The 20,407-nt window shown below is 53.5% G+C and carries 18 protein-coding genes; 8 read left to right on the top strand and 10 right to left on the bottom strand.

Annotation, left to right across the window (positions count from 1 at the left end; all coding sequences use genetic code 11):
• Window positions 1-68: 68 nt before the first annotated feature.
• The 5 genes from sirB1 to hemA are packed head-to-tail and all read right to left on the bottom strand — an operon-like array spanning window position 69 to window position 4,509.
• Window positions 69-881: an invasion regulator SirB1 gene (sirB1, locus tag QFI97_RS12720; protein ID WP_045858970.1), complete on the bottom strand. Its 813-nt coding sequence runs from the start codon at window positions 879-881 to the stop codon at window positions 69-71.
• Window positions 882-884: 3 nt separating this feature from the next.
• Entirely contained in the window at window positions 885-1,277 is a 393-nt protein-coding gene (sirB2, locus tag QFI97_RS12715) for an invasion regulator SirB2 (protein WP_095101972.1), read from the bottom strand.
• Window positions 1,274-2,128: a peptide chain release factor N(5)-glutamine methyltransferase gene (gene prmC / locus QFI97_RS12710; protein ID WP_095101970.1), complete on the bottom strand. Its 855-nt coding sequence runs from the start codon at window positions 2,126-2,128 to the stop codon at window positions 1,274-1,276. Before prmC ends, sirB2 begins: the two co-directional genes overlap by 4 nt.
• The gene (gene prfA / locus QFI97_RS12705) at window positions 2,128-3,210 is read right to left on the bottom strand and encodes a peptide chain release factor 1 (RefSeq protein WP_045858977.1); all 1,083 of its coding nucleotides are present in this window, start codon (window positions 3,208-3,210) and stop codon (window positions 2,128-2,130) included. The genes prmC and prfA overlap by 1 nt, the downstream gene beginning before the upstream one ends.
• A 42-nt stretch (window positions 3,211-3,252) precedes the next feature.
• Complete coding sequence (gene hemA / locus QFI97_RS12700; RefSeq protein WP_095101968.1) at window positions 3,253-4,509, bottom strand: glutamyl-tRNA reductase; 1,257 nt, start codon at window positions 4,507-4,509, stop codon at window positions 3,253-3,255.
• Between the two features lie 271 nt (window positions 4,510-4,780).
• Here hemA and lolB point away from each other — a divergent pair, with 271 nt between their 5' ends.
• From lolB to dauA, 4 genes are all read left to right on the top strand, one after another.
• Window positions 4,781-5,392, top strand: coding sequence for a lipoprotein insertase outer membrane protein LolB (gene lolB, locus QFI97_RS12695; protein ID WP_095101965.1), 612 nt, complete (start codon window positions 4,781-4,783; stop codon window positions 5,390-5,392).
• Window positions 5,392-6,240, top strand: coding sequence for a 4-(cytidine 5'-diphospho)-2-C-methyl-D-erythritol kinase (ispE, locus tag QFI97_RS12690; RefSeq protein ID WP_346432088.1), 849 nt, complete (start codon window positions 5,392-5,394; stop codon window positions 6,238-6,240). Before lolB ends, ispE begins: the two co-directional genes overlap by 1 nt.
• A gap of 182 nt (window positions 6,241-6,422) precedes the next feature.
• Complete coding sequence (prs, locus tag QFI97_RS12685; RefSeq protein ID WP_004863536.1) at window positions 6,423-7,370, top strand: ribose-phosphate diphosphokinase; 948 nt, start codon at window positions 6,423-6,425, stop codon at window positions 7,368-7,370.
• A 132-nt stretch (window positions 7,371-7,502) separates the two neighbouring features.
• Window positions 7,503-9,182 (top strand): C4-dicarboxylic acid transporter DauA, encoded by a 1,680-nt coding sequence (dauA, locus tag QFI97_RS12680; protein ID WP_095101961.1) that lies wholly within the window; start codon window positions 7,503-7,505, stop codon window positions 9,180-9,182.
• Here dauA and QFI97_RS12675 read toward each other — a convergent pair whose 3' ends face one another.
• Together QFI97_RS12675 and ychH are read right to left on the bottom strand one after the other, a co-directional pair.
• Window positions 9,183-10,226, bottom strand: a complete 1,044-nt coding sequence (locus QFI97_RS12675) for a MerR family transcriptional regulator (RefSeq protein ID WP_346431314.1) — start codon at window positions 10,224-10,226, stop codon at window positions 9,183-9,185.
• A 227-nt stretch (window positions 10,227-10,453) separates the two neighbouring features.
• Window positions 10,454-10,729, bottom strand: a complete 276-nt coding sequence (gene ychH, locus QFI97_RS12670; RefSeq protein WP_346431313.1) for a stress-induced protein YchH — start codon at window positions 10,727-10,729, stop codon at window positions 10,454-10,456.
• A 271-nt stretch (window positions 10,730-11,000) separates the two neighbouring features.
• On the opposite strand from ychH, the gene pth reads away from it, so the two are divergent.
• The 3 genes from pth to QFI97_RS12655 all read left to right on the top strand — a co-directional run bounded on the left by pth (window position 11,001) and on the right by QFI97_RS12655 (window position 14,184).
• Window positions 11,001-11,585: an aminoacyl-tRNA hydrolase gene (gene pth, locus QFI97_RS12665; RefSeq protein WP_041147674.1), complete on the top strand. Its 585-nt coding sequence runs from the start codon at window positions 11,001-11,003 to the stop codon at window positions 11,583-11,585.
• A 117-nt stretch (window positions 11,586-11,702) separates the two neighbouring features.
• A complete protein-coding gene (gene ychF / locus QFI97_RS12660) occupies window positions 11,703-12,794 on the top strand; it encodes a redox-regulated ATPase YchF (RefSeq protein ID WP_095101955.1) in 1,092 nt (363 codons plus the stop codon).
• A gap of 214 nt (window positions 12,795-13,008) precedes the next feature.
• The gene (locus tag QFI97_RS12655) at window positions 13,009-14,184 is read left to right on the top strand and encodes a tyrosine-type recombinase/integrase (RefSeq protein ID WP_346431312.1); all 1,176 of its coding nucleotides are present in this window, start codon (window positions 13,009-13,011) and stop codon (window positions 14,182-14,184) included.
• Window positions 14,185-14,423: 239 nt separating this feature from the next.
• On the opposite strand, the gene QFI97_RS12650 is transcribed toward QFI97_RS12655, so the two are convergent.
• On the bottom strand, window positions 14,424-15,440 hold the full coding sequence (locus QFI97_RS12650; protein WP_346431311.1) for an ATP-binding protein: 1,017 nt from the start codon (window positions 15,438-15,440) through the stop codon (window positions 14,424-14,426).
• 648 nt (window positions 15,441-16,088) lie between these two features.
• On the opposite strand from QFI97_RS12650, the gene QFI97_RS12645 reads away from it, so the two are divergent.
• Window positions 16,089-17,327, top strand: coding sequence for an IS110 family RNA-guided transposase (locus tag QFI97_RS12645; RefSeq protein ID WP_346431310.1), 1,239 nt, complete (start codon window positions 16,089-16,091; stop codon window positions 17,325-17,327).
• Window positions 17,328-17,466: 139 nt separating this feature from the next.
• Here QFI97_RS12645 and QFI97_RS12640 read toward each other — a convergent pair whose 3' ends face one another.
• Both QFI97_RS12640 and QFI97_RS12635 read right to left on the bottom strand, forming a co-directional pair.
• Complete coding sequence (locus QFI97_RS12640) at window positions 17,467-18,612, bottom strand: hypothetical protein (protein WP_346431309.1); 1,146 nt, start codon at window positions 18,610-18,612, stop codon at window positions 17,467-17,469.
• 252 nt (window positions 18,613-18,864) lie between these two features.
• Complete coding sequence (locus QFI97_RS12635) at window positions 18,865-19,995, bottom strand: hypothetical protein (protein WP_346431308.1); 1,131 nt, start codon at window positions 19,993-19,995, stop codon at window positions 18,865-18,867.
• Between the last annotated feature and the right edge of the window lie 412 nt (window positions 19,996-20,407).

Genomic DNA, 20,407 nt, shown 5'->3' with positions numbered 1-20,407 from the left:
GAATCATTCCAGATAAATACGCGTCATACGTAAACGCCGCCTCAGCGCGGCGTATTCGCGTATATCGACTAATGCAATGTAATTTGTTTGTGCGAAATCGTGTTGATTTGCGCGCGGATCATTTCGCTGATCGGGTCTTCAGGGCACTGTTCGACGAAATAGTTCAGATCCAGCAGCGCAACGTGGTCGCACTCGAGCTGGGCGTAAATCAGCCCGCGGTCGCGGATCTCGTACGGGTCTTCCGGATTGAACTGCAGCAGCGCTTCGCTGGCGCGCAGGGCCAGCTCCATCTGCCGCTCTTCCATTAGCGCCGATTTTAAGGTGTCGAGCAGCTTGTGGATCACTTCCGCGTTATCCGCTTCATCAAGATCCTCATTGAACAGCTCGGCCACCGGGCTAATATTGCCCTTCAGCCACACTTCCAGCGTGTGCTCGTTCAGCGTTTCCCCGTTGAACGGGTTAATCAGCCACATCTCTTCGCTGGTTTCAGGGTCTGCGCGCAGCAGCATCTGCGTCGGGAAAATCACCGGCACCACCGGCAGAGACATGCGCTGGGCAATCCACAGCACGATCGCCCCCAGCGACGCGGCGCTCCCCTGACGGTTAATCAATACCTTATCAATCCACAGGGCATCGGACAGCCGGTAGACGCCGTGGGAGTCTCTGAAGCCCCATTCATGATAGAAAAGCTCCAGCAGCCGCTCCAGCTGACGCTCCTGATCCCACGAGGTCGCGATCTCTTCCTGCGCCAGGCTCAGCAGCCGCTCCAGCTCGTCCTGCACGTAACCTGTTGGAAAGTCGTCGCGGATCAATTCAGAAATGAGGACCATTCCATCGCACAGTGGCGCTTTATTAAATTCGAAATCAGCTAGTGACCTCATGACTTACCCCAGTAACGGTGTTCTTGTGATGGCGAGTTGTATGATGATGAACAACACCACCAAAGCCAGCAGGAAAGCGATAAACCTGCTCTGCTGGCTGCGCGGACGCCGACGGCCCAGCGCGATAAAACCCAATGCAATGTAAATAATAACGCCAAACAGCTTCTCAGTCAGCCATGTGCCGTCTTCAGTAAACGGCAGATAGTGCGTTATTGCCATTAATCCGGCGCCGCTAAGAAATAGTAGCGTGTCGCTACAGTGCGGGACGATACGTACCCAGCGCCGATTAAGCCACGGGCTGCCGCTGTAGCTCCACCAGTAGCGTAACGCGAACAGGCTGACCGACACGACCACCGCCGCGATATGCAGATACAGCACCGCGTTAAACAGATTCATACGTCAACCTTCTTATCCGTAGCCGGGAAACGTCCTAACGTCAGGCGGTCGTTATCGCCGTAATCGCGGCAGGTCACAACATCAATATATCCCGCGTCGTGGAACAGCCCGCGCACCGCGGCGCCCTGCGTCCAGCCATGCTCCAGCAGCATTATGCCATCAGGCGTCAGGAAATGACGCCCCTGGCGAACGATGTGCGCCAGATCGGCCAGACCGTTATCGGCGGCGACAAGCGCCGTTTTCGGCTCGAAGCGAACGTCGCCTTGCGCAAGATGCGGGTCGGTTTCGTCGATATAGGGCGGGTTGCTGACGATGGCTTCAAACTGCTGGCCCGCCAGCGCGCTGAACCAGTTGCTCTGCAGCACCGTCACGTTGGTGATGCCGAGCTGAGCCACGTTGCGCGCGGCTAACGCGGCGGCGTCGGGCATAAAATCGACCGCCGTCACCCGGCAGTCCGGACGCTCGCTGGCTAACGCCAGCGCAATCGCGCCGGTGCCGGTACCTAAATCGAGGATCCGACACGGCGTCGCCGGCAGCCGCGCCAGCGCCTGCTCGACGAGACACTCGGTGTCCGGACGCGGGATCAGGGTCGCCGGTGACACCAGCAGCGGCAGCGACCAGAATTCGCGCTGCCCCACCAGATGCGCGATCGGCTCGCCGCGCTGACGGCGGCTCAGCAGCGCCTCCAGCTCGGCCAGCTGGTCGTCAGTGAGCGCCGTTTCGCCAAAGGCGAGGAGCCAGGTCCGCGCCCTGCCGGTCACGTGTCCCAGCAGGATCTCCGCGTCGCGGCGCGGGCTTTCGCTGTCGCTCAGTCGGGCAATCGCCTGCGCCAGCCACTGTTGAAAAATCATCATTCCTGCTCGGAAAGCGCTGCCAGCTGATCGGCCTGGTACTCCTGGACAATCGGCTCAATGAGCATATCCAGCTTACCTTCCATCGTTTCATCCAGGCGGTAGAGCGTCAGGTTGATGCGGTGGTCGGTCACGCGGCCCTGCGGGAAGTTATAGGTGCGGTTACGATCGCTACGATCGCCGCTGCCCAGCAGGTTACGTCGGGTAGACGCTTCCGCCTGCTGACGCTTGGCCACTTCCGCGGCGCGAATGCGCGAACCCAGCACCGACAGCGCTTTCGCTTTGTTCTTGTGCTGGGAGCGTTCGTCCTGGCACTCAACGACGATACCGGTCGGTAAGTGGGTAATACGAATAGCGGAATCGGTGGTGTTAACGTGCTGCCCGCCCGCCCCGGAGGAGCGGAAGGTGTCGATACGCAGATCGGCCGGGTTGATGTCCGGCATTTCGGCTTCCGGCAGCTCCGGCATCACCGCGACGGTACAGGCGGAAGTATGGATACGCCCCTGGGATTCGGTCGCCGGCACGCGCTGTACGCGGTGGCCGCCGGACTCGAACTTCAGCCGGCCGTAGACGCCGTCGCCGCTGATTTTAGCAATCACTTCTTTATAGCCGCCGTGCTCGCCTTCGTTGGCGCTGAGGATCTCCACGCGCCAGCGGCGGGCTTCCGCATAGCGGCTGTACATGCGGAACAGATCCCCGGCAAACAGCGCCGCTTCGTCCCCGCCGGTACCGGCGCGGACTTCGACAAAGGCGTTACGCTCATCGTCCGGATCTTTCGGCAGCAGCAGAACCTGCAGCTGCTGCTCCATCTCTTCGCTCTTATCTTTGGCGTCGCGCAGCTCTTCCTGCGCCATTTCGCGCATCTCCGGATCGTCAAGCATCATCTGCGCGGTTTCAATATCATCCTGCACCTGGCGCCATTCGGTGTAACAGCGTGCAACGTCGCTCAGCTGCGCGTACTCGCGCGACAGCGCGCGGAACCGATCCTGATCGGCGATGGTCGCAGCATCCCCCAGCAGCGCCTGAACTTCCTCATGGCGTTCGTACAGAGCTTCCAGTTTGGCAACAATAGAAGGCTTCATAGGTGTGAATTAACCCTGTCCTGAAAAAAGAGAGAAATGGCGCTATTCCAGCCCGAGGCTGTTGCGCAGAATATGCAGACGTTCATCGTCCCCGTCACGGGCAGCCTGCTGAAGAGATTTGGTTGGCGCGTGGATCAGGCGGTTAGTCAGCTTACGCGCCAGGTCCTGCATGATTTCCTGGGCATCGCCGCCCTGCTCCAGCGCCGCCAGCGCTTTTAGCGTCAGCTCCTCGCGGACCTGTTCGGACTGGGAGCGATATTCGCGGATAGTCTCGCTCGCGCTCTGGGCGCGCAGCCAGGCCATAAATTCGCTGGTTTCCTGCTCGACGATCGATTCCGCCTGTACCGCGGCGGCTTTACGCTGCGCCAGGTTGTGCTGAATGATGTTTTGCAGGTCGTCCACGCTGTAGAGATAGGCGTTCGCCAGCTTGCCGACTTCGGGCTCGACGTCGCGGGGCACCGCGATATCGACCAGCAGCATCGGCTGATTGCGGCGCGCCTTCAGCGCACGTTCCACCATCCCTTTGCCAATTATCGGCAGCGGGCTGGCGGTGGAAGTGATAATAATATCGGCGTCTTTCAGCCGTTCATCGATGTCGCTCAAGGCGATAACCTCAGCGCCGACTTCATCAGCCAGCACCTGGGCGCGTTCACGGGTGCGGTTGGCAATGACCATTTTGCGTACGTGGTGTTCGCGTAGGTGGCGGGCCACCAGTTCGATGGTCTCCCCGGCGCCAACCAGCAGTACGGTAACGCTCGACAGCGATTCAAAGATTTGTCGCGCCAGCGTACAGGCGGCGAATGCGACGGAGACCGCGCTGGCGCCGATGTCCGTCTCGGTCCGCACGCGCTTAGCAACGGAGAACGACTTCTGGAACATGCGCTCCAGCTCGCTGACGTTGAGATGCCCGCGGCTGGAATCAGCAAAGGCTTTTTTAACCTGGCCGAGGATCTGCGGCTCGCCGAGCACCAGCGAATCCAGGCCGCTGGCGACGCGCATCAGATGGCTGACCGCATCGTTATCCTGGTGCCAGTAGAGGCTGTTTCGCAGATCGTCTTCATTAAGATGGTGGTAATCACACAGCCAGCGGATGAGCACTTCCTGCAGATTATCCTGCTCCTCAACGCTGAGATAGAGCTCCGTGCGGTTACAGGTCGACAGCACCACACCTCCCTGCACCATTGGCTGAGCCAGCAAGCTCTCCAGCGCCTCATCGAGCGTGTCCGGCGAAAACGTTACGCGTTCTCGCAGCGCTATCGGGGCTGTTTTGTGATTAATGCCAAGAGCTAAAAGGGTCATTGTGAGGGAGTAGTACCAGCGTTGCTAAGGTTAGTCTGAGCGCATCATACAGGATGCGCGGAATCAATAAAAGAGACGCTCCCCTTTTGGAGTAATAGCCAATGCGTAACAGCCACTAACGGTAATTTTTTGATTTCAGACAATTTGAACGTAGACGCTACCGCCGGGCAACGCTAGCATTAAAGGTTATTATTGTAACCCGCTACACAAATCGTGTGCGTATTCACTCTTCGCCGGATTTCACTGTAGACATCAAGGATTTGTCATCATTATGAATCGACTGCTCCGCCTGTTGCCCCTGGCAAGCCTGGTCCTGACCGCCTGTACGCTCAACGCCCCGAAAGGCCCCGGTAAAAGCCCGGACTCGCCGCAGTGGCGTCAGCACCAGCAGGATGTCCGCAATCTTAGCCAGTTCCAGACCCGCGGCGCCTTTGCTTATCTTTCAGACGAGCAAAAGGTTTACGCCCGTTTCTTCTGGCAGCAGACCGGTCAGGATCGCTACCGCCTGCTGCTGACCAACCCGCTGGGCAGCACCGAGCTGTCGCTGACCGCGCAGCCGGGTAGCGTGACGCTGATCGATAACAAGGGTCAGACCTACACCGCAACCGACGCGGAAGAGATGATTGGCCGTCTGACCGGAATGCCGATCCCGCTGAACAGCCTGCGTCAGTGGATCGTCGGCCTGCCGGGGGATGCGACCGACTACACCCTCGATCAGCAGTATCGTTTGAGCACCCTGAACTATACGCAAAACGGCAAAACCTGGCGCGTCACCTACGGCGGATATACCAGCGATACCACGCCATCGCTGCCGGCCAATATGGAGCTCAACAACGGCAGTCAGCGCATCAAGCTGAAAATGGATAACTGGATTGTGAAATGATGACCCGCTGGCCCTCTCCCGCGAAGCTGAACCTGTTTTTATATATTACCGGGCAGCGCGCCGACGGTTATCACCAGCTGCAGACGCTGTTCCAGTTTCTCGATTATGGCGATACGTTAACCATAGAAGCGCGCGATGACGGCGAACTGCGCCTGCTGACGCCGGTGGACGGCGTGCCGAATGAAGAGAATTTAATTATTCGCGCCGCCAGGCTGCTGATGCAGGCGGCGGCAGAACGCGGGCGGCTGGCAGACGGCAGCGGCGCCGATATCAGCATCGAGAAGCGCCTGCCGATGGGCGGCGGGCTGGGCGGCGGTTCGTCCAACGCCGCCACGGTGCTGGTGGCGCTGAATCAGCTTTGGGGCTGCGGGCTGTCTGAAGACCAGCTGGCAACGCTCGGGCTGCAGCTCGGCGCCGATGTGCCGGTTTTCGTCCGCGGTCATGCGGCCTTTGCCGAAGGCATCGGCGAAATTCTGACCCCGGTCGAACCGCAGGAAAAGTGGTACCTCGTCGCCCACCCTGGCGTCAGCATTCCTACTCCGATCATCTTTCGCGACCCCGAGCTACCACGAGATACCCCAATCAGGTCAATAAATACGTTGCTAAAATGTGAATTTCGCAACGATTGCGAGGTTATCGCAAGAAAACGTTTTCGCGAGGTTGATGCGGCGCTTTCCTGGCTGTTAGAATATGCGCCGTCGCGCCTGACTGGCACAGGAGCGTGTGTCTTTGCTGAATTTGACACCGAATCTGCCGCTCGTCAGGTGCTGGAGAAAGCCCCGGAATGGCTACAAGGCTTTGTTGCGCGAGGAGTTAACATCTCGCCGCTCAGGCTAGCCCTACTCTAAGTTGCTCCGTTTTAGCGTGAGCAACGATAAGTACGCCGGGCAAATTGAGTTACGGTGACAACGTCACCCTGTTCCAGACGTTGCATCGCTCTCTTTAAATACACCGCCTGGATGGAATGGCGCCGCCGCACAGTTTTTGGCCCTTTTCATCCACCACTGGACGCATGCCTGAGGTTCTTCTCGTGCCTGATATGAAGCTTTTTGCTGGTAACGCCACCCCGGAACTAGCACAACGTATTGCCAACCGCCTGTACACTTCTCTTGGCGACGCCGCTGTAGGTCGTTTTAGCGACGGCGAAGTCAGCGTACAAATCAATGAAAACGTACGCGGTGGTGATATTTTCATCATCCAGTCCACTTGTGCTCCCACCAACGACAACCTGATGGAACTGGTTGTTATGGTTGATGCCCTGCGTCGCGCTTCGGCGGGTCGTATCACCGCTGTTATTCCTTACTTCGGCTATGCTCGTCAGGACCGCCGCGTTCGTTCCGCCCGTGTGCCAATCACTGCTAAAGTGGTTGCGGACTTCCTGTCCAGCGTTGGCGTTGACCGCGTGCTGACCGTTGACCTGCACGCTGAACAGATCCAAGGCTTCTTCGACGTTCCGGTTGATAACGTATTCGGCAGCCCAATCCTGCTGGAAGATATGCTGCAGCTGAATCTGGATAACCCGATCGTGGTTTCTCCGGACATCGGCGGCGTCGTGCGCGCCCGCGCTATCGCCAAACTGCTGAACGATACCGATATGGCAATCATCGACAAACGTCGTCCGCGCGCTAACGTCTCCCAGGTGATGCATATCATCGGCGACGTGGCGGGCCGCGACTGCGTCATGGTTGACGACATGATCGATACCGGCGGCACGCTGTGCAAAGCGGCTGAAGCGCTGAAAGAACGTGGTGCTAAACGCGTCTTTGCTTACGCTACTCACCCGATTTTCTCCGGCAACGCTATCCAGAACATTAAAAACTCTGTGATTGATGAATTCGTCGTCTGCGATACCATCCCGCTGGCGCCAGAAATCAAAGCGCTGGAAAAAGTCCGCACCCTGACGCTTTCCGGTATGCTGGCAGAAGCGATTCGTCGTATCAGCAACGAAGAATCTATCTCTGCAATGTTCGAGCATTAATCGAGCACGGCCCAAAGAAACCCGCTGAGGCGGGTTTTTTTGTCTCTCAAACCAATTTGTATGACTATTGCCTCCTTCACCTGCCATTTAGTTGACAGATGATGCGCCCATGCCCATGGATGAAACATTATCGTGAACAGATTATTCTCCTCACACGTGATGCCTTTCCGCGCTCTCATCGACGCCTGCTGGAAAGAAAAATATACCGCTTCGCGCTTCACCCGCGACCTGATTGCCGGGATAACGGTGGGGATTATTGCCATTCCGCTGGCAATGGCTCTGGCAATTGGCAGCGGCGTAGCGCCGCAGTACGGACTCTATACCTCCGCCGTCGCCGGGATCATCATTGCGCTGACCGGCGGCTCGCGCTTTAGCGTTTCCGGCCCGACCGCCGCCTTTGTGGTGATCCTCTACCCGGTATCGCAGCAGTTTGGCCTCGCCGGGCTGCTGGTCGCGACGCTGATGTCCGGTATTTTTTTAATTCTCTTCGGCCTGGCACGCTTCGGGCGGCTGATTGAATATATCCCGCTCTCGGTGACCCTCGGGTTTACCTCAGGTATCGGGATTACTATCGGTACCATGCAGATTAAGGACTTCCTTGGCCTGCAGATGGCGCACGTGCCGGAGCACTATTTGCAGAAAGTCTCCGCACTGATTATGGCGCTGCCGACGATCAACGTTGGCGACGCCGCGATTGGCATCGTGACGCTTGCAATCCTCATCATCTGGCCGCGCCTTGGGATCCGCCTGCCGGGTCATCTTCCCGCGCTGCTGGCGGGCTGTGCGGTGATGGCGGTTGTCACCCTGTTGGGCGGCCACGTCGCTACCATCGGCTCCCAGTTCCACTACACGCTCGCCGACGGCAGCCAGGGAAGCGGCATTCCACAGCTGCTGCCGCAGCTGGTGCTGCCCTGGGATATGCCGGGCTCTGATTTCACCCTCAGCTGGGCTTCGCTGCAGGCGCTGCTGCCGGCGGCATTCTCAATGGCGATGCTCGGCGCCATTGAATCGCTGCTGTGCGCGGTGGTGCTGGATGGTATGACCGGCACCAAGCATAAGGCTAACAGCGAGCTGATTGGTCAGGGTCTGGGCAATATCGTCGCGCCTTTCTTCGGCGGCATTACCGCGACCGCGGCGATTGCCCGCTCGGCGGCAAACGTGCGCGCCGGGGCGACCTCACCGATCTCCGCGGTGATCCATGCGCTGCTGGTGATCATGGCGCTGCTGATCCTCGCCCCGCTGCTCTCCTGGCTGCCGCTTTCGGCGATGGCGGCGCTGCTGCTGATGGTGGCGTGGAATATGAGCGAAGCGCACAAGGTGGTGAATTTGCTGCGCTACGCGCCAAAAGACGACATCGTGGTCATGCTGATGTGCATGTCGCTGACGGTGCTGTTTGATATGGTCATCGCGATTAGCGTCGGTATCGTGCTGGCTTCGCTGCTGTTTATGCGCCGTATCGCCCGCATGACGCGCCTGGCCCCGGTCAACGTAGACGTGCCCGACGACGTGCTGGTGCTGCGGGTTATCGGCCCGCTGTTCTTCGCCGCCGCCGAGGGGCTGTTTAACGATCTGGAAACGCGGATTGAGGGTAAGCGGATCGTGGTGCTGAAATGGGATGCGGTGCCGGTGCTGGACGCCGGCGGCCTGGATGCCTTCCAGCGCTTCGTGAAAAAGCTGCCGGAAGGCTGCGAGCTGCGGGTGTCTAATCTGGAGTTTCAGCCGCTGCGTACCCTGGCGCGCGCCGGAGTCCAGCCCATTGCCGGACGCCTGAGCTTCTACCCCGACCGCAACGCCGCGCTGGCGGATATTTAACTAGCGGGATGCGGGCGTTCGCGCCTGCATCATCACGCCTATCGCCTGCTGGAGCCAGCCGAGCACCGGCGGCGTCATCCACGTCCCCTTCATCAGATGCGGTTCGCGCTCCATCGCGTGGCGAAACTTTTGCTGGGTCTGCGGGCTGGTGCCGGCATACGACTGGAACAGCGCCAGCCACTGCCGCGCAAGATTTTGCCCCGCCTCGGATGCCGGATCGGTCTGCTCAGCGCAGGCCTGATGCAGCGCCGATACCAGCCCCGGCCACTCCATCAGCCGATCGAAGTAGTGCTCACGGGTAAACGCCAGCTCGTCGGCGTTCAGATAGCGCGCCCAAATCGCCAGCTTACTTTGCGCAAAGGCGTGGGTAATGTAGTCCACGACCTCGGGCGTGATACCGGTTTGCGCGCGCATTTGCGGTTCCGCAGCGTGCATCTCATTGAGGCGGGTGAGAAATTCCGGCCGCCCGGCGGTGTCAAGCTCCAGGCGCTCCATCCAGCGGGTAGCCAGCGCCATCGCCGACGGCGAATCAGGCGGGCAGTTCTCCTGCATCAGCTGCCGCGCTTCAATGACCAGCGCCTGCCAGATTTGATTGCGCTGTTCATCCTGTTCTGCGAACGGCAGCGTCTGTAGCTCCTGTGGACTAAACCAACGATCGTACATTTTCATAAGCTCCAGGGTTTGTAGCCAGGACTCCAGATCGGGTTCATGCCCGCTACCCAGCTCATCGCGGAGCAGCGCCAGCCTTTCGCGCAGCGTTGAAATAGTGCGCAGCTGCGTATCAAGGGTGGCAATTTGCCGCACCAGCAAATCGGATAACGAAAGCGAACCGCGATCGAGATGCTCCTTAATAGCGGCGAGTTCCAGCCCGGCCTGTGCCAGCGCCTTAATCATATGCAGCCGCTGAACGGCCGCCAGATCGTACAGCCGATAACCCGCCGCGCTTCTGGCCGAAGGCGTCAGCAGCCCGGTTTGTTCATAGTGATGTAGCGTACGGACGGTCATTCCGGCGCGTTTCGCCAGTTCCCCCACCTGAATTAACATGACTGCTCCTTGTGTCTGCCAGTGGCGCTACTCTGCAGCCTGACGTTACGTCAGGGTCAAGCGCATATTTATCAACTGGGGCAACAATATCAGCGGGACGGGCGTTGCGGGAGTAAAATAAGCAGGCGTAACATAGTCAGCCAGCCGGTTAGATCGCGGCTGGCGGCAGTGCGGATAAGTTCACAAAATTGCACCCGCCTGGCGACAGGTGCAGGCAACGGACTGACTTAGCTGTGGCGATGCTGGTCGCGACGGCAGCGTTTGTCGTAGTGACGCACCCACCAGTATCTGTCGCCGACCTGTTCATGACCGCCGACGCGCGCGCCGGCAAGCCAAAGAACGGCACCGACGAAGATGCTTAGAATTGCGCCGTGCGCGAAAAACTGCGGCAGGTCAAGCTGCGGAAGCTGGTTTAAAATGGAGTAGCCGACGCCAACAACCATGACGACCAACCCTAAACCCATCAGTATATTACCGAGTAACGAAGCGTTTCTGCGTTTCATATGTCACCTCCGGAACCTTGGGTTATCTGAGAGTACCCTCAGAACTTATAGGTCTAGTATAGACAACGGGCAGAAGAGTGATTGCGTTGGCGATCACATTAGCGAACATCAAACCAACAAAAGTTTACAAATAACTTACTGAACAACATCAAATTCTAATGGTTCACCGGCGAAATTATCGTGGCAATAGCGCTGCGCTGGCAGAATTTTGTCAAGCGCGCTCGCAGACAGTACACTACGCGCCAGAGAACGACCCATGCAGGATATAAAAGTGACGATAAAACTGATTGTCGGCCTGGCTAACCCCGGTGCGGAATACGCGGCAACACGCCATAACGCGGGCGCCTGGTATGTAGACCTCCTGGCCGACCGCCACCGCGCGCCGCTGCGCGAAGAGAGCAAATTCTACGGCTACACCTCGCGGATTAACTTTGCCGGCGAGGATGTCCGTCTGCTGGTGCCGACCACCTTTATGAACCTCAGCGGTAAAGCCGTGGCGGCGATGGCCACCTTTTACCGGATTAATCCCGATGAGATCCTGGTCGCGCATGATGAGCTGGATTTACCGCCCGGCGTGGCGAAATTTAAGCTCGGCGGCGGCCACGGCGGGCATAACGGCCTGAAGGATATCATCAGCAAACTGGGCAATAACCCGAACTTTCATCGCTTACGCGTCGGAATCGGCCATCCGGGCGATAAAAACAAAGTTGTCGGCTTTGTATTAGGTAAACCGCCGCTTAGCGAGCAGAAACTGATTGATGAGGCCGTTGATGAAGCCGCGCGCTGCACGGAAGTCTGGCTGAAAGAAGGCCTGACCAAAGCGACCAACCGTTTACACGCATTTAAAGCGCAATAACCGGCCGACGTGCGGAATTTTTGCCGCACACCGTGTATAATAGGCGAAGCTATTTACTTTTCTACAATCTGTTCAATGTAACAGGTTGATTATCCAAAGATTAAGGTGATTTAAATCATGGGATTCAAATGCGGTATCGTCGGTTTGCCCAACGTCGGCAAATCCACCCTGTTCAATGCGCTCACCAAAGCGGGTATTGAAGCGGCCAACTTCCCCTTCTGTACTATTGAGCCGAACACCGGTGTCGTACCGATGCCCGATCCGCGTCTGGATAAGCTGGCCGAAATCGTTAAACCACAGCGCATCCTGCCGACTACCATGGAATTCGTCGACATCGCGGGCCTGGTAAAAGGCGCATCCAAGGGCGAAGGCCTGGGTAACCAGTTCCTGACCAACATTCGCGAAACCGAAGCTATCGGCCACGTTGTTCGCTGCTTTGAAAACGACAACATCATCCACGTGAACAACAAAGTGGACCCGGCTGACGATATCGACGTTATCAACACCGAGCTGGCGCTGTCCGATCTTGATACCTGCGAACGCGCAATTCATCGCGTACAGAAGAAGGCAAAAGGCGGCGATAAAGACGCGAAAGCTGAACTGGTCGCGCTGGAAAAATGTCTGCCGCAGCTCGAAAACGCCGGCATGCTGCGCGCGCTGGCGCTGACGGACGAAGATAAAGCCGCCATCAAATACCTGAGCTTCCTGACCCTGAAGCCAACCATGTACATCGCTAACGTCAACGAAGACGGCTTCGAGAACAACCCGTATCTCGATAAAGTCCGCGAAATCGCTGCCGCCGAAGGCTCAGTGGTGGTTGCCGTCTGCGCCGCCGTTGAATCCGATATTGCGGAACTTGACGACGCTGACCGCGATGAGTTTATGGCCGAACTGGGCCTGGAAGAGCCGGGCCTGAACCGAGTTATCCGCGCAGGCTACGAGCTGCTGAACCTGCAAACCTACTTCACCGCCGGCGTTAAAGAAGTCCGCGCGTGGACGATCCCTGTCGGCGCGACCGCGCCGCAGGCGGCGGGTAAAATTCACACCGATTTCGAAAAAGGCTTTATCCGCGCTCAGACTATCGCCTATGAAGACTTTATCGCTTACAAAGGCGAACAAGGCGCGAAAGAAGCCGGTAAGATGCGCGCCGAAGGCAAAGACTACATCGTTAAAGATGGCGACGTAATGAACTTCCTGTTCAACGTCTAAATAAAATTTGTTGTCTCATGAGGTTTCACTGAATCTCATAAAAACGGTAAAACTCTATAAAATCCACGCAATTGCGTGGATTTTTCATTTCATAACGTCTCAACTCATCTCGTAAAAACGCTGTCAAAAATGAGTACATTGATGAGTACAACATTCTTCCATCTTCATTTTAAGTGAGTACAATAGCGGTATAAGAAATAGACAAGGACTCGCTATGCTCACTGATACGCAATGCCGCACTGCTAAGCCGAAAGAAAAACTCTATCGACTCAATGACTTCAATGGTCTCTACCTTGAAGTGAAACCCAACGGCAAAAAGGCATGGCGCTATCGGTTTAAACTCAACGGCAAATCCAGCATGTTCGCGTTGGGTGAGTACCCAACGGTCAAACTTGCCGAAGCTCGCGAAAAATGTGAGCAAGCGCGTAAACAAGTCGCGGATGGAGTTAGCCCGACACAGGCTCGCCAGTTAGATAAGATCCGCAAGGTCAACGACGCATCCAACACCTTTGAGCTGATCGCTAAAGAGTGGCTGCAGATGAAAGACTGGGCCGAAATCACCAAAACGCGGCGACTGGATATGCTTGAACGTGTGGTTTTTCCCGCCATCGGTAAGCTCCCTGTCAGAGAGATCACTCCACACCATATACTTAAAATTCTTCAGGAAACAGCTAAACGAGGAGCACCAACAGTTGCCGCTGAAGCCCGTCGCACCATTTCATCAGTTTTCGAGTTGGCAGTAGCGACACTTAGAGCTGATAGTGATCCTGTCTGGCCTGTGCGCAAGGCCCTTCCGACCAATAAGACACAGCACAAACAAGCACTGAATCCTCAGCAAATCGGAAAGTTATTAAACTGTTTTGACAATAGTCGTGGCTCGTACCAGGTTAACTACTGCATGTGGCTCATGTGGTGGACATTGGCGCGTCCTGCAGAAGCCACCGAAGCTGAATGGACAGAATTCGATCTTGATAACGCCCTGTGGACCATTCCGGCAGCGCGGATGAAAGCCCGCAGAGAACATGTTATTCCCCTCCCCTCCCAAGCCGTCAACATGCTCAGAACGCTACAGGGATTAACCGGGCATCGACAGCACCTTTTTCCGGGCAGGGATAATCCGCTAGGTCCAATGACATCACACTCTCTGCGTCAACTACTTAAAAGCCTCGGCTGGAGCGGTACTTATAGCCCACATGCAACCAGAACCACAGGAAGTACCCGCTTAAACGAGATGGGCTATCGACCTGATGCTATTGAGGCCCAACTTGCGCACGCTGATACCAACAATGTTCGTCGCACATACAACCATGCAACTTATCTTGATGAGCGTAAAGTGATGATGCAGGAATGGGCTGATATGTTGGACAAATGGATAACAGAATTCGAGTAGAACTTACAGCACTTAGTGAACCACGAGGATAGAACTCATTCTTCAGGGTCCACTTTGTACCAATAACCGCCATTAACGAAAGCTTGTTCTCCACAATGCTGCCATTTATATTCGGCGATTTACCTTCGGTTTGCTCATGGCAGAAGGTAGATCGTTGACCCTTGGGAAAATATCAATCTGGCATGCAGTTCGTTAGTGGCCGAAACCAATGGTAGATTTTCAAGATTTGCAAAATAACCTCAGGAACTCTTATGAGTTCGCTTGATAATATAGTCCTGCAATGCAGAACCCTGAATCTTTTTTTTCGAGCCATTTAACCTAACCCAAGTTTCTCCAGATGAGTTAAAGTAAAGCAGTTCTGATTGAGAGCTTGGTACGTTCACTTCCAGCACGTAGCCACTATCAGTGTTTGATACTTTGTGAAAAAACACACCTATCTGCGTGGGATCTATAGGCGGCTCAATCACGTTAATTTTATCGCTAACAGACTTCCTGATATCATCCTTCATTTTAGATGTCAATTTCAAGCTTGTGACTATGCCATCATCATTTACCCCCCAAAAAACGCTACCACCTTGGCTATTAAAAAATGCTAGAATATATTCATCTACTAAGTTCTGAATTGACTTTACTGGATTATTCCCCTTGACCTCCTTGAACTCCACTGTCAAGTCTTCTTCCAAGCAAAATTTTTCTCCCTCAACAAAATTCAACTCTCGGGCCAGATATGTATAATTTGATAAGGTTTGATTGTATAGCATTCTCTCAGCTTCACGCTGTGCGCGAGCGAAGCTCTCCAAACGACTTGAAATAGCATCTAACAGATCTCCGTTTCCAATTGAAAAAACCACTCCCAATACGGTGTAATTAATAAGTGTTACATCGTCATGCTGATAATATTTTTTTATTGGCGGGAGAATATCACTCATTAGTGACTGTATTTTAAAAAGATATTCATCAAAAGAAAACGGCTTAACCCAAGCGCCGATATTCATATATTTCGTCTGCATAGTTATCGTCATCCCTCTTTCTGAGTTATCAAGAGAGAGAGCTGACAAGGAAGGATAAACTTCTTGAACCCCTCCTATATAAAAACTAATGCCAGGCGGAATATCTTCAACTCTTGTCCCGTTCAGTTTTGACAGGAAATCAGTCCCGCTTACTTGTAGCTTACTATATTGTGGACTATCCATCAGGTAAGTACCGCTATAAAATAGCTCAACCTTTCCAGCTGAGCATTTAAAATCTATAGTCAAAAAGAACTCCTTATTTGGTGTTGCTTGCGACAAGTAAAACAGGCAATCTGACGCTGTTCCATTCGAAGCAAATTCTATTATGGTTCGAGAGCAGTGTCCACCACACACCGAACTACCAAGGGTTGTTAATAGTTGTCCTAAGCTATGCGTGAATCTTTGCGATGATCTGCAAAATTCTTTGGCAGTGGCCGCGTGTGGCTCTAATTCGTGTGTACCGCCACTCGGCAGGTTCGGGCTCGCAGCAGTCCCCCAGTAGCGACCAATCGGCGGCCTCGGGCCAGCAGCGGCAGCTAGATTGCCAGAGGCTCTCTATAAGTGAATAGCATGTTTTGCAGGAATGCTTACATACTTACACAACTACGGTCTGGTGTTTCAGGAGGCTACATCACCCAGTAAGCTTGTCCATTCTGTGCCAGATATAGTCATTCACACCCTGAGAGTTACACTTTTAAGTGATTCAGGGTATGCGCTTATTGGTTACGAATATTGTGCCAGAATCATGTGATTTGATGATTGCCGCTTTGCTTTCGAGCCAGTAAGTGCTCCACGTTCGCTAACGAATACTCAGGGCATGCAGAAAAACTGCTGACTATATTTCTTTCGAAGAGCGTGGAATGCGTACCAATCCCCGATAAAAAGGAGTTGGTGATGACTGCGAAAGATCAGTTTGCTGCTCATGTTGGTCTGGACTGGGCGGATAAAAAACACGATGTCTGCGTTCAGTTTAAAAACGGTGATCGCATATTCCATGTGATTGAACATACGCCTGAGGCACTTGATATCTGGCTTAATGAGTTACACCAGAGGGTGAAAGGCAGGATTGCTATTGCCGTTGAGCTGAAGAAAGGCCCGGTGGTGTATGCACTCCAGAAGTACCCATGTGTCACTGTTTTTCCAGTACACGCGTTGTCACTGGCCCGCTACCGACAGGCTTTCTGGCCCAGCGGTGCGAAGGATGATCCGCAGGATGCTGAGCTGGCATTAGACCTGATGCTACGTTATCCCCACAAGATAAAAGCCATTGAAGCCGACAATCCGGATATCCGATTACTCCAGCAATTAGTTGAGCAGCGCCGACTGCTGGTCGAAGACAAGCGTCGTTTTGTTAATCGGCTCATCAACACGCTTAAGCAGTATTACCCCCAGCCCCTGGAATGGTTCTCCCATCGGGACAGCTCACTGTTCTGCGAGCTAATCATTCGCTGGCCAAGCCTGCAACAACTCAAACGGGCTCGCAGCGATACTGTCCGTCATTTTATGAACGCTAAAGGTGGTCCTGCTGTTGCATATACCGAACAGCGGGTTGCAAGTATTGCCAGCGCTATTCCCCTGACCACAGATAAAACGGTCATCGAGGCAAATGCATTGATGGCAACAGCACTTGCATCCCAAATCAACCTGGCAGGCAACCTAATCAGAACCTACGACGAACGTATTGAATCCTTATTCGATACGCTTCCGGATGCAGAACTGTTCAAATCACACCCTGGGATGGGCCCGTGTATGGGCCCACGAATGCTTGCCGCACTGGGTGATAACCGCGACCGCTTCAACAGCGCAGAAGAAATTCAAAACTACGCTGGCATCGCACCAGTAACCGAGCGAAGTGGTCAAAAACCCTGGGTACACTGGCGTTGGCAGTGCGCAAAGTTCGTCCGACAGACATTCGTGGAATGGACTGCGAAGACGGTTAACTCATCGTACTGGGCCAGACTTTATTACCAGGGCCAGCGACAAAAAGGGAAATCGCATCAATCAGCTATCCGGGCTCTGGCGTTTAAATGGATAAGGATCATTTACCGCTGCTGGAAGACCAGAACCCGGTACGACGAAGCGAAATACTTGCTGGCACTGGAAGCGCGAAAGTCGCCCTTACTGAAGCCATAAAAAGCTTGTCGAATGTCTCAGGGCGTGAAGCGGACATTATGGATGTAACGATGAATTAATCTGCATGTAACACGTGTCGTCTCAGAATGCCTAGCGCTTAGGTCACACGAACTTCAAACTGTATTGTTTGTTTTCGTGGCTAAGCCTCTTTTTGTTGATGATACCGATACAACATCATCCGGAGCTTCAACAGGGTTGTACTGTCATCATCCTCAGAACAAAAATTGTACCTCCCGTTTGAATATTCATTTAACGCGTCCAAGTAATAACCACCCATTGGGTCATACCTATCAGAGTGGAGCCAGGTAAACATTTTCTGAAGAACGTAATGCAGGGCATTTTTCGGAAGCGTTGAAATCATCACTCCATGCGTAGTTGTTAAATCCTCAATATTCATTTCCTGAAGATTATATCTAATCTCTACAGCAATAGGGTGTAGTTTACTTAAAAACACGTCAACTTCATCCTTGAGATGTGCCTCTTTAACATTCCCCTCAAACAAATTTATTAACTCCTCCACTTTCATTCGGTAATAATCATTATCACCTCGCACCGTAACTTCTGAAAGAAGCAATTTTAACTCGGCATGAATGTTATTAGTATACGGTATAATCTGTTTGGATAGAGTGCTGTAATGTTTTATACGGATTGCTATTACTGAACCCTTTAGGCTTGTTAGGTATTTATACCTGTCTTCAATATATGCAATAAGCTCATCAAACTTAATGCCAAAAATAACATCATCTTTCCCTGGCGTGTTGTTGTAAAGGCTTATAGTGAAATCATTTCCATTGAAAGCATGAAAATGAGGCCAGCTTGCAAACAGTCGCTCACCATCACTATTTTTAAGATTTGTAGGGTGAGCACCAAAGATAGCACGAATACTTTTAAAGTATGCGTCATCATCCTCATGTGAAAGATAGGGTGTTTTATTCTTAAAGACATTCGTAGATTTTTTGAAAGGCCACCTCGCCAACTTATGATCACTCTCAATGATGCGGTGAAGCTGCTGCAACGCCTCCACAGCAATATCAATAGATGAAATAAGGGAGTAAACCTGCATGGCCTTGACATCAATATCTTCAGACAGCTCAGGGAAGTTCATCAGATTGCGAACAGTAACGCTTATCCAATCCATGCACGAACAGATAGGGCTGAACTGGTTTTTACCATTTCTGTTTATGAAGTAGCTGTAAGCAAACTCCCCTTCATTAACCACATCGCGAAAATCCATTATTAAAGTGTCGTCAATTGTTACGCCAAAATCAGCCTTTGTTTTCTTCATGGTAATCACTTTCAAATCCACACACTTTGAGGTTGATTGTGACCGTTATCATAGGCAAAAACAACTCAGTGGGTTGACCAGCTCCCCATAACTCAAAATTGCTCAATTTAAGTATGCATTCCGACTTCCGCTCTTCGCTGTTCGCTCAAACCGGACATGGCTCACTTGCTGGATATGCACATATCCCATTATGACTGGCAATGTAATACGCCCGTATAACAGGGCGCATATAATTATATTCAATAATGTAAGCTAGTCCTTCACTTTCATCGTGAAACCACGCCAGTCTGGTAGTGAAAGCGCGCCCGTTGCCACTACCCCATCATGATCCAGCATGCAAACTCGCCCGGGATTCATCCTCACCACTTCGCGTATATACGCCTGCTCAACACCACAAATCATGAACGCCAACAGTGCCTTATTCCGCGCATATTGCTGATGGTGAGTTTTTTCACGTTGATAATCCTCACTATTCAGGTCCAGTATTAATCCGACTTCATTGGCATACCTGTGATAGTTACGCGGTGATGAACAATTTTTGCGGTGTGCGTCATGCACACGTTCCAGCAATGACTCAAGCGCGCATCTCAACGGGTTGACATACTGGTTCCACCAACGCAGGATCTTCAGCGCCTTTTTCCTCCTGTTACCGCACCATCCATACACTTTTGCTCCAAGGCCATCATTAATACCAATAGTCACACGCCCAATTCTGTAGGTGGTGGTATGGACCATCTGTTTGCACTGTTTACGGGTCAGCCCGGTATGTTCCATCATCTCCCCATAGATAGAAGCATCCACGCAGTAATCGACTTTATACTCCCTGAACAGATGGTTCAGGCAGGCCAGATTGCAGGCTTCGATGTCATAGTTGAGTAACCCGGCCCGAAACTTAGCTTTCAACTCATTGGGCAGGTTCTGAAAGGCGGCATCGTAGTACCGTCCTCCAAACGTCAGACGATAATAATGGTCGTAAGTAACATATTGTCCCTCAATCCTGCCATTGTAGAGATGGTTTAGGCTGCGTGTACCTGCGCGGTAATAGGCATCAGGCTCCCGGCTACGTAATGCCCTCACCAAGCTGATGTGCATTCGCCCCCGCGCAATCCTTCCCAGGAACGCCGTTTCCCTTCGCTTTAGGTCAGTCTGGCGTTTTTCAACATCTATTACATGCCTAGGAGCTTTCCCGTTCGCCTTAAGCAGATCTCGAAAATTGACAGACTCACCAGTCTCAAGGTCAACCAGATTTAACTTGCCAAAAGCAGACACTGATTGCTGCGGATTGAACCGCCATACACTAGCTTTACGCTTTTTAACATCCACGCACGCTTTCCCTGCACGAAATTCGATATCCGGCAGTGTCGGCAGGAAATCGACCAGCATAGATATGGAGGCCCTGCCTTGGTAATTGATCTCACATTCACTTAGAAGGCTGGCGTAACAGCTACGGATATCCCGGACAGTGCATATAGTCCATCCATCATCGTCTGCCTCCAGCCATATGTGGGCTAAGAACCGGCGCAATGTCCGTCGTCGGGTGACAGCCCATTGCGTATCCCCTACCAAACAGTCCGTTATTTCGGTAATACGGTCATAAACCCACTTCGGGATCTTCACTGGATAATCCTTTTCAGTACTCACGGTCCCCTCTCAGCATCCTCGTCTCACTACATTAACCAAACTCAACGCTGGGCAATTCGAAAGTCAAAACCCCAGTCGCGAGGATGGGCTCCGCCCATGATTTGCTCCACTCCGGTCGCAAATCTTTCCCCCTGTTCAGGCTGACGCCTTCCCT

Source organism: Klebsiella scottii (assembly GCF_036561945.1).
Lineage (GTDB): Bacteria > Pseudomonadota > Gammaproteobacteria > Enterobacterales > Enterobacteriaceae > Klebsiella > Klebsiella scottii.
This window is presented reverse-complemented; position numbering and strand designations above follow the sequence as displayed.

Excerpts from the sequence above, each read along its gene's own strand:
- sirB1 (WP_045858970.1), bottom strand. The coding sequence starts at position 881 with ATGAGGTCACTAGCTGATTTCGAATTTAATAAAGCGCCACTGTGCGAT.
- sirB2 (WP_095101972.1), bottom strand. The coding sequence starts at position 1,277 with ATGAATCTGTTTAACGCGGTGCTGTATCTGCATATCGCGGCGGTGGTC.
- prmC (WP_095101970.1), bottom strand. The coding sequence starts at position 2,128 with ATGATTTTTCAACAGTGGCTGGCGCAGGCGATTGCCCGACTGAGCGAC.
- prfA (WP_045858977.1), bottom strand. The coding sequence starts at position 3,210 with ATGAAGCCTTCTATTGTTGCCAAACTGGAAGCTCTGTACGAACGCCAT.
- hemA (WP_095101968.1), bottom strand. The coding sequence starts at position 4,509 with ATGACCCTTTTAGCTCTTGGCATTAATCACAAAACAGCCCCGATAGCG.
- lolB (WP_095101965.1), top strand. The coding sequence starts at position 4,781 with ATGAATCGACTGCTCCGCCTGTTGCCCCTGGCAAGCCTGGTCCTGACC.
- ispE (WP_346432088.1), top strand. The coding sequence starts at position 5,392 with ATGACCCGCTGGCCCTCTCCCGCGAAGCTGAACCTGTTTTTATATATT.
- QFI97_RS12675 (WP_346431314.1), bottom strand. The coding sequence starts at position 10,226 with ATGTTAATTCAGGTGGGGGAACTGGCGAAACGCGCCGGAATGACCGTC.
- ychH (WP_346431313.1), bottom strand. The coding sequence starts at position 10,729 with ATGAAACGCAGAAACGCTTCGTTACTCGGTAATATACTGATGGGTTTA.
- ychF (WP_095101955.1), top strand. The coding sequence starts at position 11,703 with ATGGGATTCAAATGCGGTATCGTCGGTTTGCCCAACGTCGGCAAATCC.
- QFI97_RS12655 (WP_346431312.1), top strand. The coding sequence starts at position 13,009 with ATGCTCACTGATACGCAATGCCGCACTGCTAAGCCGAAAGAAAAACTC.
- QFI97_RS12645 (WP_346431310.1), top strand. The coding sequence starts at position 16,089 with ATGACTGCGAAAGATCAGTTTGCTGCTCATGTTGGTCTGGACTGGGCG.
- QFI97_RS12640 (WP_346431309.1), bottom strand. The coding sequence starts at position 18,612 with ATGAAGAAAACAAAGGCTGATTTTGGCGTAACAATTGACGACACTTTA.
- QFI97_RS12635 (WP_346431308.1), bottom strand. The coding sequence starts at position 19,995 with ATGCTGGTCGATTTCCTGCCGACACTGCCGGATATCGAATTTCGTGCA.